This is a genomic window from Actinomadura luzonensis, from assembly GCF_022664455.2.
Lineage (GTDB): Bacteria > Actinomycetota > Actinomycetes > Streptosporangiales > Streptosporangiaceae > Nonomuraea > Nonomuraea luzonensis.
In genome coordinates, this window is sequence record NZ_JAKRKC020000001.1 from 2091202 (window position 1) to 2103129 (window position 11928).

Below are 11928 nucleotides of genomic sequence, written 5' to 3' on the forward strand. Positions count from 1 at the left end.
CGATTGTCACAGGGGAAGCTGCGCCCCGGCACGTTTGATCGTGCGGATGATGGGCGCGGTCTCGATCTGCCGGATCGCGGGCAGCGCGCCCAGGTCCTCGGTCAGGTAGCGGTAGAAGGCCGCGTCGTCGCGGCACACGATGCTGGCCGCCAGGTTGTGGGGGCCGGTGGCGGCGCCCGCGAAGGCCACCTCCGGGTGGCGGGCGAGGGCGTGCCCGGTCGCGTCCAGCTCGGCGGGCGGCACCGACATCCAGAGCTGCGCCTCCACCTGGTAGCCGAGGAGGGTGGGCAGCACGTCCATGTCGAAGAAGAGCGCTCCGGCCGCGCACAGGTGCTCCATGCGGCGCCTGACCGTCGACTCCGACCAGCCGGTGGCCGCCGCCAGGTCGGCGTGGGCCGCCCGGCCGTCCCGCGACAGCGCCTGGAGCAGCGCGTCGTCGCCGGGGCCGAGCGTGATCGGCTCGTCCGTGGCGGCGTGCCTGGCGTACCCGCGGCCCGCCTCCAGGTGCGCCACCTGGTCGGCGGAGAGCGCGGCGAGCCCGGCCCAGCCGACCCGCCCGCCGACGAACGTGTGCAGCGTCCGGTGGGCCGTCACCGACAGCACCCGGTTGGTCCTGGCCAGCTTGTTCAGCAGCAGCGCCTGCCGCTCGGCGGCGGTGCGCTGGAGCGCGCCGCACGAGATCTCGGTGCCGCCGGACAGCAGGTGCACCCAGAACGTGTCGGAGCGCCGCCCCAGCGCCTCGGCGATCGAGGCGGCGGCGTCGGGCGTGCACCGCAGCCGCAGGGCCCACGACTCGTAGCCGAGCCGCCGCCCGTCCACCACGCCGACGACCCGCAACATCCCGGTCGAGCGCAGCCGCCGATAGCGGCGCGCCACCCGCTGGTCGGACACGCCCAGCACCTCGCCGATCCGGCTGAAGGGGGCCCGCCCGTCCACCTGGAGCGCGTGCAGCAGCCCGCGGTCCACCTCGTCCAGCACGATGTTTTCCACCAGCCAAGCGTAATCCGCACGGAAAACCACCAGAACGGCCCGATCTCCTGGCGACAACCGGCACCCGCCCGCGACCTTGTCCGCATGACTACCTTGCGCACCCCGGAGACCGCCGCGCGGGCGGGCTGGCAGCCGCTCGTCGCGGCCTGCCTCGGGGCCTTCATGTTGCTCGTGGACGTGACCATCGTCATGGTCGCCCTCCCCCCGATCGCCGCCGACCTGCGCATGTCGTTCAGCGACACGCAATGGCTGCTCGACGGCTACGCGCTGGCCCTGGCCGCGCTGCTGCTGGCCGCCGGGTCCGTCGCCGACCACGCCGGGCGGCGGCGGGTCTACCTGGCGGCGCTGGCGGTGTTCGCGCTGGCCTCGCTGGCCTGCGGGATCGCGCCGGACGGCGCGCTGCTGCTGGCGGCCAGGGTGGTGCAGGGGGCCGGCGGCGCGGCCATGATGGCCACGACGCTCGCCCTGATCAGCGCCACCTACCACGGGCGGCGGCGGGGCATCGCCTTCGGCGTGTGGGGCGGCGTGAACGGCGCCGCCGCGGCCGTCGCCCCCGTGCTCGGCGGCCTGCTCACCGAGCACCTGCACTGGCGGGCCATCTTCCTGGTGAACCTGCCGATCAGCCTGGCCGCGGCCTGGCTGACGCTGCGCTCGGTGCCGGAGTCGCGGCTGCCCGGGGAGAAGGGGCGGCCGGACTGGGCGGGCATGGCGACGTTCACCGTGGCGGCGGGGGCGCTGACGTACGGGCTGATCGAGGCCGGGCAGCACGGCTGGGCGGCGGCGCGGACGCTCGTGCCGCTCGGCGCCGCCGCGGTGGCGCTGGCCGCGTTCCTCGCCGTCGAGCTGCGCAGCCCACGGCCCATGCTGGACCTGCGGCTGTTCCGCAACCGGTCGTTCAGCGGGATCATGGCCGGGGCCGGGCTGCTCATGCCGGCCGCGTTCGCCTGCCTGGCCTTCACCTCGCTGTGGCTGCAGCAGGTGCTGGCGCTCGGGCCGGTGATGGCGGGGGTGGCGCTGTCGCCGATGGCGGCCACGTCCCTGGTGGTCTCGGTGGCCGCCGCCCGGCTGTTCCCCCGGCTGTCGCCCCGGGCGGCCGTCGGCGGCGGGCTGCTGCTCATCGGGGCGGGCGCGTTCCTCCAGGGCCGGCTGGGGCCGGACACGGCCTGGACGGCGCTCGCGCCCGGCCTGGTGGTGACCGGGATCGGCGTGGGCCTGGCGATCCCCGCGCTCAGCTCGGCCGCCATGGCCGCCGTGCCGCCGCACCGGGCCGGGATGGCGGCCGGCGCGGTCAACACGGTGCGGCAGCTCGGCTACGCGCTCGGCGTCGCGGTGCTCGGCCTGCTGTACCAGGGGGCGGGGCGGGCGGCGTACGCGGCGCTGAACGAGGTGTACCTGGTCAGCGGGGTGACCGGGGTGGCGGCGGGGCTGCTGGTGCTCGCCGCCGTGCGCGGCCGTGCGCGCTAGAGGAGGCGGCGGATCTCGCCGTAGGCGCGGTAGAAGCCGCCGCGCCCGGCCGAGCGCAGCCCCTCGACGAGGTAGCGCGCGCCCGGCTCGCGGATGTCCTTGGGGAACTGCACGTGCCACGGCTCGAAGCCGGGGCTCACCACGCGCACGCGCAGCCGCCCGCCCTCGCTGACGCACTCCACCACCACGCCGTCGCCCGCTCCGGCGGCCGTCGCGACCACCGTCTCCACCACGGCGGTCGGCTCGACGGCCGGGAGCGAAGCGGCGGCCTTGACGTCCACCGCCTGCGGGACGGTGCCGGACCGGGCCGCCGCGATGGCCGCCTCGCTCGCGTCCACGCAGGCCAGCGTGCCGTCCGTGGTGACGATGTAGAGCCGCTCGTCGAGGTACTGCATCGAGAGCGCAGACCCGCAGCCGGTGCCGAGCTTCCACAGCCGCTCGCCGGAGGCGTCGAAGCAGTAGATCGAGGACTGGTTGTCGCCCGCGAAGACGTGCCGCCCGCCGGGCGAGGTGGCGCAGGAGTAGACGGCCCCGTCGCACTGGTAGACGGCCTCCACGCGGCCGTCGCCCTTGGCCAGCCGGTGCACGGTGCGGCGGGCGGTGCCGGCGTACACCGAGTGCTCCTCCTGCCAGCCGAACAGCACGTGGTCCACGCTCCGGTTCTCCCAGATCCGGGAGCCGTCGGCGAGGTCGTAGCGGGCGACGCCGCGCGAGTGGCCGTAGTAGGCGGAGTCGGCGTCGCAGCGGACCATCCAGGCCGAGTTGCCGCCGTCGGAGCGCGCCCACTGGAACTCGTCCTCGTAGTCGATCGCGGTGACCCGGCCGCCGCGGTCGGAGACGCCGAGCACGCCGTCGTGGATGTCGAGCCAGTAGATGTCCACGTCGGCGGCGATGTCGTACGCGGCCCGCGGCGCCTTGCCGCTGAGGTCGTACACGCGGCCGTCGTCGCAGCCGGCGTAGATCCAGAAGTCGTCGGCCACGATGCACTTGACGCCGTCCGGCAGCCGGAAGCGGCCGGTCACGGTGCCGGAGTGGGTGACGGTGTAGACGTCGCCGTCCTGGTTGCCGGCCCAGCAGCGCTCGCCGTCCACGAAGATGCCGAAGGCGGGGGCGCCGCTGTCGAAGCGCCACAGCACCGGGGCCTGCTGGGCGGTGGAGCGGGTGCTGGCGATGACCCGGCGGGTGACGGCGCGGCGCTGGCGGACGCCGCGCACGGCCGGCGCGTAGCCCTTGCGGGTCTTCTCCGCGACCTTCTTGGCCGCGGCGGCCTGGGCCTTGGCCGCGGTGGGGAAGGACGTGACCTTGCTCTGGCCGCTCTCGCCGATGCGGCCGTAGGTGATCGTGACGTCGGTGCCCGCCACGATCACCTCGTAGAACTTGTGCGAACCGCCGCCGTCCTCCGACAGCTCCAGGTAGGTCATGTCCGGCATCTCCCTCGTGATCAATTGGTCGGGAGAGTAGAGGACGGCGGCGACAAAACCTACTTGTCGTACTCGTAGGCTCCGGCGTCCACGGGCCCGTCGCTGCCGTCGATGGCGCGGCCGGTCACGTCGTCGTCGCTGAACCGGGTGATGCCGAGGTCGATGGCGGGGCTGCCGGCGCGCAGCTTGAGCGGGTTCGCGGCGTCGGTGAGGTCGAACATGGGGTCGGCGGTGACGTTGGCGGAGCCGCCCATCTGGTGCTGGCGGGCGCCGTAGAAGACGTTGTGGTGGCTGTCGGTGACATTGGGGCCGTAGGCGGTCTTGACCACGGCCTGGATGATGTTCTGCGACATCGACAGGTGGGCGTCGGTACAGCCGGCGTCGCAGACGACGCCCTGGGAGTCGGCGTGGGTGAGGCGGACGCTGTTGTTGCGGAAGACGGTGCCGAGGACGGGGCCGTTCGGGTCGGGGTCCTCGCCGGGCTCCTGCGGGCCCCTCGTGACCAGGCCGCCCTGCGTCCGCGGGCCGGTGATGACGTTGTACTCGAAGACGTTGCCCGAGGTGCCGTCCGGGTCCACGGGGCTGCCGTCGGCGTTGACGTCCCTGCTGGTGCCGAGCTCGGTGAAGGTCTCGTTGTCGATCGCGACGTTGTGGTGGACGCGGTTGCGGGAGCCGAGGAAGATCTCGACGGCGGCGCCGTCCGTGCCGTAGTCGTAGCTGAAGGCCGTGGAGCCGCGGATCTCGTTCCAGCCGATGTTGGAGTCGTCGCCCTGCACGAGGATGGCGAACGCGCCGGCGTCGTCGTTGTCGTTGACGTCCGTCGGGGTGAGCTTGCTCATGTAGTTGTTGTCGATGAGGTCGTTGGCCGTGATCGCGGTGTAGCGCACGCCCTTCTCGATGTAGACGCCGGCCGCGGCGCCGGTGATGAGGTTGCGCTCGACGACGTTGTCGTCGCCGGTCACCTTCACCCCGGCCCAGGTGCAGCGCGAGCCGTCCACCGCCAGGCCGATCTGGAGGTTGTACAGCTCGATGTGGCCGCCTTCGAGGCTCACGCACGCCTCGTCGTGCCCGGCGACGATCGGGCGGGCGGCGGCGGCGCCGTAGGCGTCCACGACGATCGGCGCGGCGGACGTGCCCGACCCGGTGATGGCGAGCTGCTGCCCCTTCCACGTGCTGCCGCGGGCCAGCAGCAGCTTGCCGCCGGGGGCGAGCGGCGCGGTGGACGCCTTGGTGAGCGTCCGCCACGCGGTGGCGGGCGTGGTGCCGGCCGCCGCGTCGTTCCCGTTGACGGCGTCCACGTAGTACGTGGCCGCGGCGGCGGCGGACGCGGGGCCGGTGGTGGCGAGGCCGATGGTGAGGGGGGTGACCGCGAGGGTGAGGGTGATGATCGCGGCGCCGGGGCGCGGGTTCCAGACAGACATTGCAGCCTCCAGAACGGCCGGGGCCCGTCACACGACGAAGATCATCCCCGGCTCGCGGCTGCCACTGTAGTCATGATCTTTCCGGAAGTCCTGACTTGACATTGGATGATCAGTTATGTTCCGGGTCTGATCGGGACGACGGCGCAGGCCGGGCCCCTCCGGGACAGAGCGAACCAGGTGCCCTTGCCCACCAGGTCCGGACGGGTGGCGTACCGCTGGGGATGACAGCCGTAGAAGCCGTCGGAGAGCCGGGCCACGATGCGCAGCCCGCGCCCGTGCTCGGCCGCGAGATTGGGAGGCGACGGGGCGGGCGGGACGGGGCTGCCGTCCACGACCACGCACATGATGTCCTTGGCGTCCACGTGCAGCAGCAGCTCGTAGGGGGCGTCGCCGTACATGAAAGCGTTGGTGACCAGCTCGCTCACCATGAGCACGGCGTCGTGGACGAGGTCCGGGTGCAGGTCGAGGGCCGCCAGCCGGTCGCGGATGACCGAGCGCGCGTGACCGACCGTCCGGGCATCCTCCCGCAGCGGCCACACGTACTGCGTCCCGCGGCGGCGGGGCGATCGCAGGGTGGTCGTCATGCTTTCTCTTTTCCGGGGGGTCGCGGGGTGAACTGAAGCGGCTGTCGAAACGTGTACGCACGAGAAGGCCGTCCGGGTCGAGGTTTCGGCGAGAAATCGTCAATTCCCGCTTCGGGCAGGTGACGCGGGTAGGAATGGCGGCATGACAGAGCCCCGGGCCGCCGCCGCGGGACCCCGGACCGTCTCAGCGGTCGCGCAGCAGCGACCACACCGCCGACGGCGTGAGCGGCACGTCGGTGACCCGGGCGGCGATCTCGGGAAGGGCGTCGGCCACGGCGTTCAGCACGGCCGCAGGCGGGCCGATGGTGCCCGCCTCACCGACCCCCTTCATGCCGCCCGGCGTGACCGGCGAGGGCGTCTCCAGCATGACGACCTGGATGTCCGGCACCTCCCGCGTGGTCGGCAGCAGGTAGTCGGTGATCGGCTGGCCCTCCTCGGTGTAGCCGATGTCCTCGCTCAGCGCCTGGCCGAGGCCCTGCGCCACGCCGCCGTGCAGCTGGCCCTCCACCACGGCCGGGTTCACCAGCACGCCCGCGTCGTTCACCACCCAGTAGCGCTCCACCTCGACCGCGCCCGTCTCCGGGTCCACCGCGACGGCCGCCGCGTGCGCGCCGTAGGCGAAGGTGTAGGCGGGCGGGTCGTAGCTGACCCGCTCCTCCAGGCCGGGCTGCGCCCCCTCGGGCAGGTCCCAGCCCCGCCACGCGGACGTGGCCAGCTCGCGCAGCGTCACCGACGCCCGCGGGTCGCCCTTGACCCGCACCGCCTCGTCCACCAGCTCCAGGTCCTCGACGGCGACCTCCAGCCGGTGCGCGGCGAGGGCCAGCAGCTTGTCCCGCAGCCGCCCGGCGGCCCGGACGAGCGCGCCGCCGCCGAGCGTCAGCGCCCGGCTGGCGATCGACCCCACCGACGAGTACGGCGTCGCCGCCGTGTCGCCCAGCACCACCCGCACCCGCTCCAGCGGCACCCCCACGCGGTCGGCGGCGAGCTGCGCCAGCGCGGTCTCGATGCCCTGCCCGATCCCGACCACGCCGCAGGCGACCACCACCGAGGCGTCCTGCTCCATCCGCAGCACCGCCGTCTCGTAGCCGCCGGCGAGCACGCCGATGGCCTTGAGGTCGTCCGACGGGCCCATGCCGGTGCTCTCGACGTGGCACGAGTAGCCGATGCCGCGCCGCCGCCCGTCGTCCGCGCGCACCGGCTCGACCAGGTCGCGCAGGGTGCGGAGGGCGCGCGGGTAGTCGCCGGAGTCGTAGCGCTGGTACACGCGCGTCGTGCAGGGCAGCTCCTCCGGCCCCAGCAGGTTGCGCAGCCGCAGCTCCACGGGGTCCACGCCGAGCCGGCGGGCGGCCTCGTCGATCAGCCGCTCCCTGGTCAGGGTGCCCTCGGGCTGGCCGAAGCCGCGGTAGGAGCCGGTCGGCGTCGTCGTGGTCACCGCGGCGCGCACCCGCACCGCGACCCGGTCGAACCGGTACGGCCCCGGCAGCAGCGTGGCGGTGACCGCCGCCGTGGAGGCGCCGGCGTTCGACGGGTGGGCGCCGAGGTCGGCCAGCACGTCCACCTGGAGGGCCAGGAAGCGCCCGTCGTCGTCGAGGGCCAGCCGGCCCCGGTGCACGGCGGCGCGGGCGGGCAGCGTGGCCAGCAGGCGGTCGCCCGGGGCCTCCGTCCAGGCCACCGGGCGGCCGAGCCGCATCGCGGCCAGGCAGATCAGCGCCTCGTCGGGGTAGAGGTGCTCCTTGCCGCCGAAGCCGCCGCCGGTGTCGCGGGCGATCACGCGGACCCGGTCGTGGGAGAGGCCGAAGGCGTCGGCCAGGTGCTCGCGGGCGTGGTGCGGCGCCTGCGTCGACAGGTGCACGGTCAGCTCGTCGCCGTCGTAGGCGGCCACGACGCCGCGCGGCTCGATGGGGTGCGGCGAGACCCGGCCCATCCGGAACGTCATCTCCACCACGTGCGGCGCCCGCTCGACCACGGCCGCGCAGTCGTCGTCGCCGAGCCGGTAGTCGGTCACCACGTTGGTGCCCCAGTCGGGGTGGAGCAGCGGGGCGTCCGCCGCGAGCGCGCGTTCCACGCCGACGAGCGCGGGCAGCTCGTCGAGCTCCAGGTCGACGAGGTCGGCGGCGTCCCTGGCGGCCTCCGGCGTACGGGCGACCACGACGGCGAGCGGCTGGCCCGCGTACCTGACGGTCTCCTCCAGCACCCGGTAGTGGGTGAGGCGCTGGCCGGGCGCGAGGTTGACGCAGGGCAGGCGGAGGTGGCCGACCTCGGCCGGGGTGATCACGTCGAGCACGCCCTCGCTCGCCCAGGCCGCCTTGGCGTCGCAGCCGAGCAGCCGGCCGTGCGCGACGGGGCTGCGGACGACGTGCGCGTGGACCTGGCCGGGCAGCCGGACGTTGCCGACGTACCCGGCCCGCCCGGTCAGCAGCCGGGCGTCTTCCCGTCGCGGCGTCCTGGCGCCGACATAACCGTCTCCCATGGGCCCGATTGTGAGCGCGCTCCGGCGGACGGTCCAGACGGGCCACGGGGAACAGCACGTCAGTAGGGGTGACCGATGCAGACCTTCCTGCCATATCCGGATTTCACGGCGACCGCGGCGGTGCTCGACCCGCTGCGGCTCGGCAAGCAGCGGGTGGAGACCCTCCAGGTCCTGCGCGCCCTCACCGTCCCCGGCTACGGCTGGCGTCACCATCCCGTCGTCAAGATGTGGGCCGGGTACGAGGAGGCCCTGATCCGCTACGGCCTGGCGGTGTGCGACACCTGGTGCGCCCTCGGCCGGGCCGACACCTGCGCCGCCACGATGACGACCGAGCTGGCGCGGCTCCGCGGCACGCCCGAGATCCGCCAGCAGCCCGAGCTGGCCGCCGCCGGCGAACTGCCGCCCTGGCTCGGCGACGAGGCCCTGCACCTCAGCCACCGCTCGGCGCTGCTGCGCAAGGACCCCGCCTACTACCGGCCCAAGTTCGGCGACGAGGAGCCGGACGACCTGGAGTACGTCTGGCCGCGCTCGGACCGGCTGCCGGAGAGCGCCTAGACCACGCCTGGACCACGCCTGGACCACGCCTGGACCCCGCCTGGACCCCGCCTGGACCCCGCCTGGACCCCGCCTAGACCACCTCGAAGGCGGCCATCATCGCCATGTCCTCGTGCTCCAGGTTGTGGCAGTGCAGGACGTAGCGGCCCCGGTAGCCGGTGAAGCGGGTGACGATCTCGACGGTCTGCGCCTCGCGCAGCTCGACCGTGTCCTTCCACTCGGGCGGGCCGGCCGGGCGCTCGCCGTTGACCGACACCACCTGGAAGTGGCCGAGGTGCAGGTGCACCGGGTGGGCGACGTCGCTGGTCAGCCGCCACACCTCGGTCTCCCCCAGCTTCGGCCTGGCCTCCATGCGCCCGGGGTCGAACGGGCGGCCGTTGATCAGCCAGCCGGTGCCGCCGTGCAGGCCGCCGCTGCTGAAGGTGAAGTCCCGGGTCACCCTGGCCCGGGACGGGTCGAGCGCCTCGACGGCGGAGAGCCGCTGCGGGACGGCCGAGTCGTCCGGCTCGTCCCGGTCCACGGTGAAGCGCATCACCCGGGCCTGCGGGCCCTCCCCCGCCAGGTTCCGCAGCTCGACCTGCTGCCCGAGGCGGTAGGCGGCGAAGTCGACCACGACGTCGGCGCGCTCGCCCGGGGCCAGCCGGATCGTGCGCGCGGTGCGCGGCGCGGCCAGCAGGCCGCCGTCGCCGCCGATCCGGGTGATCGGGCCGCCGGTCGTCAGCTCGTACGCGCGGGCGTTCGAGCCGTTGCAGAGGCGCAGCCGGTACCGGGTCCGGGCCACCCGCAGCTCCGGCCACGGCGCGCCGTTGACCAGGATGACGTCGCCGAGCACGCCCCCCATGTACGCCTCCCGCACCCCCGGCCGCCCGCCGCCGAGCGCCGGGTACAGCAGGGACCCGTCGGCCGCGAACGACCGGTCGCAGATCAGCAGCGGCACGTCGCGCTCCCCCGACGGCAGCGGCAGCGCCTCCTCCTCGTCGTCGCGCACCAGGAACATGCCCGCCAGGCCCCGCCACACCTGCTGCCCCGTGTGGTCCATGCGGTGGTCGTGGTACCAGAGCGTGGCGGCGCGCTGGTCCAGCGGGTACGTGTACGCCCGGGCCGCGCCGGGCGGCACGAGGTCGGTCGGGAAGCCGTCGGACTCCGCCGGCGTGTGCCCGCCGTGCAGGTGCAGCACGGTCGGCTCGGCGAGCTGGTTGACCAGCCGCACCACGGTCCGCCGGCCGCTGCGCGCCACGATCGTCGGGCCGGGGAAGCTTCCGCCGTACCCCCAGACCTGGGTGCGCAGGCCCGGCAGCAGCTCTGCCTCGGCCGGCCGTTCGGTCAGCTCGTAGTGGTCGGCGCCGCCCTCGCTCCTGACCGGCCGGGCCACCTCGGGGATCGGCAGCGGCACGGCGTACGGGCGGGGCAGCGGGGCGGTGCTGGCGAGGAGCTGCGGCTGCGGGGTGCCGGCCAGCAGGGAGCAGCCCGGGGCCGCCGCCGCGACCAGCGCCGCGAGGCCGGCCAGCCGCAGCAGCTCCCGCCTGGTCGAGGTCACGGCCGGGCCCGCCACATGCCGAGCACGCGGTTGAGCTGCAGCACACCCGCGCCGAACATCATCACCCCGAGCGGCACGTGAACCGGTTTCACGTGCATCACGCCGAGGATCGCCGCCGCCACGGTCGCCACCAGGAGCAGCGCCGCCGGCGCGACGAACGTCGCCGGGCCGCCGCCCGGGCGCCACACCAGGATCGCGGCGGCCAGGTGCAGCACGCCGATGACGGCCAGGGCCATGGCCGAGGCCATGTGCAGGGGCCGGCCGCCGGGCACCGACAGCAGCAGGCCGGCCGTCACCGCCTGGACCAGCAGGGCGACGACGTGCAGGACGACCACCGCCCGGAGCGCCTGGGCGGTCCAGGTGGAGGGGGCGGCGGCGGTCGCGGGGAGCGCGGTCATGATCGTCCTTTCGCGGGGGTGAGGGTGGCCGGTCGGGTGATGAGGGTCTCGGCCCGCTCGGTGGCGAGGATCGCCCCGAACGCGACCAGCCGGACAAGATCGGCATCGCTGACCACGGAGCCTCCGCCGCGCCGAGCGGCCATGTCCGCGACGGCGGGGCCGGCGGTGCGCCAGGCGGCCACGTCGGGGTCGGTCACCCGGTACGGGGCCAGCGCCGCGAGGAGCGCCAGCCGGGCCGCGGGCCGCTCCGCCGCGGGCAGCCCGGCGAGCGGGCCGTCCAGCCAGGCCCCGCCCATCGGCGGGTGCTCGCCGTCCCAGGCCGCGACCGTCCCGGCGACCACGGCCCTGGCGGCGTCGCCGAGCAGGTGGCCGCCGTCCCTGGCCGCCGTCCGCAGGGCCGCGTAGGCGACGCCGACCGGGGTGCGCGCCGCCCATCCGGGCTCCGGGCGGCCGCGCAGGTCGGCGACCAGCGGCAGGCTCGCGCCCGGCGGCAGCCGCCTCCGGACCGCGCGGGACATCGCCCGCCCGCCCAAGCTCCGCACCAGCCGCGACTTCTGCAGGTTGCCCGGCAGCAGGTTCTCGGTGAGCAGCGCCGAGGCCATCCGGTTGACGAAGTGGAAGGTGAGCGCGGTCCCCAGGTACTCGGGCGCCTCGTCGTCGGGGAACGGCGCGGGCCCTCGCTCCTTGGCCCAGGCCAGCAGCCGCGCGTGCCCGGGGTCGTCGGGCACGCCCCCGGCGGCGACGGTCTCGGCGAGCCGGTGGTCGCCGGTCGCGTGCAGCAGCGTCGTGTGCGCCGCCACGCAGAACGGGCACCGGTTCGCCAGCGACACCCCCAGCGCCACGACCTCCTTGCCGGTCCGCGCGACCTCCCCGGCCAGCAGCGACTCGCGCAGCAGGGCCCAGGTCGCGGCCAGCACCTCCGGCGCGGGCGACAACGTCAGGAAGACCGGCATGCGGGCCATGCCGAAGTCCTCGGCGAGCTGGGCGTAGACCTCGGCGACCCGGCCGGTCGCGGCCTCGGGGGGCACCGGGGTCACGTACCGGAACTGCCCTTTGCCCCGGCCGTCGTTTCTGATCGTGTCCATGGC

The 11928-nt window shown here is 74.7% G+C and carries 10 protein-coding genes; 2 read left to right on the forward strand and 8 right to left on the reverse strand.

All coding sequences use genetic code 11. The annotated features are described in order from the left end of the window. Positions 1–6: 6 nt before the first annotated feature. The gene (locus MF672_RS09855; protein WP_242383047.1) at positions 7–990 is read right to left on the reverse strand and encodes an Lrp/AsnC family transcriptional regulator; all 984 of its coding nucleotides are present in this window, start codon (positions 988–990) and stop codon (positions 7–9) included. An 84-nt stretch (positions 991–1074) separates the two neighbouring features. On the opposite strand from MF672_RS09855, the gene MF672_RS09860 reads away from it, so the two are divergent. Continuing rightward, entirely contained in the window at positions 1075–2454 is a 1380-nt protein-coding gene (locus MF672_RS09860; protein ID WP_242383046.1) for an MFS transporter, read from the forward strand. Here MF672_RS09860 and MF672_RS09865 read toward each other — a convergent pair. The 4 genes from MF672_RS09865 to MF672_RS09880 form a co-directional block, all read right to left on the reverse strand. Beyond that, the gene (locus MF672_RS09865) at positions 2451–3875 is read right to left on the reverse strand and encodes a WGR domain-containing protein (protein ID WP_247815213.1); all 1425 of its coding nucleotides are present in this window, start codon (positions 3873–3875) and stop codon (positions 2451–2453) included. The two genes, MF672_RS09860 and MF672_RS09865, sit on opposite strands and share 4 nt — an antisense overlap. Before the next feature lie 59 nt (positions 3876–3934). Next, positions 3935–5296, reverse strand: a complete 1362-nt coding sequence (locus MF672_RS09870; protein WP_242383043.1) for a polysaccharide lyase domain-containing protein — start codon at positions 5294–5296, stop codon at positions 3935–3937. A gap of 113 nt (positions 5297–5409) precedes the next feature. Further along, positions 5410–5880, reverse strand: a complete 471-nt coding sequence (locus MF672_RS09875) for an ATP-binding protein (RefSeq protein WP_242383041.1) — start codon at positions 5878–5880, stop codon at positions 5410–5412. A gap of 184 nt (positions 5881–6064) precedes the next feature. Further along, positions 6065–8350, reverse strand: coding sequence for a xanthine dehydrogenase family protein molybdopterin-binding subunit (locus MF672_RS09880; RefSeq protein WP_242383039.1), 2286 nt, complete (start codon positions 8348–8350; stop codon positions 6065–6067). Positions 8351–8425: 75 nt separating this feature from the next. Between MF672_RS09880 and MF672_RS09885 the strand changes: the two genes are divergently transcribed. Beyond that, entirely contained in the window at positions 8426–8905 is a 480-nt protein-coding gene (locus tag MF672_RS09885) for an MSMEG_6728 family protein (RefSeq protein WP_242383038.1), read from the forward strand. A gap of 73 nt (positions 8906–8978) precedes the next feature. On the opposite strand, the gene MF672_RS09890 is transcribed toward MF672_RS09885, so the two are convergent. From MF672_RS09890 to MF672_RS09900, 3 genes are read right to left on the reverse strand one after another with little or no spacing between them, the layout of a single operon-like run. Next, the gene (locus tag MF672_RS09890) at positions 8979–10442 is read right to left on the reverse strand and encodes a multicopper oxidase family protein (protein WP_242383036.1); all 1464 of its coding nucleotides are present in this window, start codon (positions 10440–10442) and stop codon (positions 8979–8981) included. After that, positions 10439–10840 carry a hypothetical protein gene (locus MF672_RS09895; protein WP_242383035.1) on the reverse strand — a complete coding sequence of 134 codons (402 nt, stop codon included), beginning with the start codon at positions 10838–10840 and terminating at the stop codon, positions 10439–10441. The genes MF672_RS09890 and MF672_RS09895 overlap by 4 nt, the downstream gene beginning before the upstream one ends. After that, positions 10837–11925 carry a carboxymuconolactone decarboxylase family protein gene (locus MF672_RS09900; protein WP_247815214.1) on the reverse strand — a complete coding sequence of 363 codons (1089 nt, stop codon included), beginning with the start codon at positions 11923–11925 and terminating at the stop codon, positions 10837–10839. Before MF672_RS09900 ends, MF672_RS09895 begins: the two co-directional genes overlap by 4 nt. Between the last annotated feature and the right edge of the window lie 3 nt (positions 11926–11928).

Coding starts and splice junctions, on each gene's coding strand:
- MF672_RS09860 (WP_242383046.1), top strand. CDS start 1,075: ATGACTACCTTGCGCACCCCGGAGACCGCCGCGCGGGCGGGCTGGCAG.
- MF672_RS09865 (WP_247815213.1), bottom strand. CDS start 3,875: ATGACCTACCTGGAGCTGTCGGAGGACGGCGGCGGTTCGCACAAGTTC.
- MF672_RS09870 (WP_242383043.1), bottom strand. CDS start 5,296: ATGTCTGTCTGGAACCCGCGCCCCGGCGCCGCGATCATCACCCTCACC.
- MF672_RS09875 (WP_242383041.1), bottom strand. CDS start 5,880: ATGACGACCACCCTGCGATCGCCCCGCCGCCGCGGGACGCAGTACGTG.
- MF672_RS09880 (WP_242383039.1), bottom strand. CDS start 8,350: ATGGGAGACGGTTATGTCGGCGCCAGGACGCCGCGACGGGAAGACGCC.
- MF672_RS09885 (WP_242383038.1), top strand. CDS start 8,426: ATGCAGACCTTCCTGCCATATCCGGATTTCACGGCGACCGCGGCGGTG.
- MF672_RS09895 (WP_242383035.1), bottom strand. CDS start 10,840: ATGACCGCGCTCCCCGCGACCGCCGCCGCCCCCTCCACCTGGACCGCC.
- MF672_RS09900 (WP_247815214.1), bottom strand. CDS start 11,925: ATGGACACGATCAGAAACGACGGCCGGGGCAAAGGGCAGTTCCGGTAC.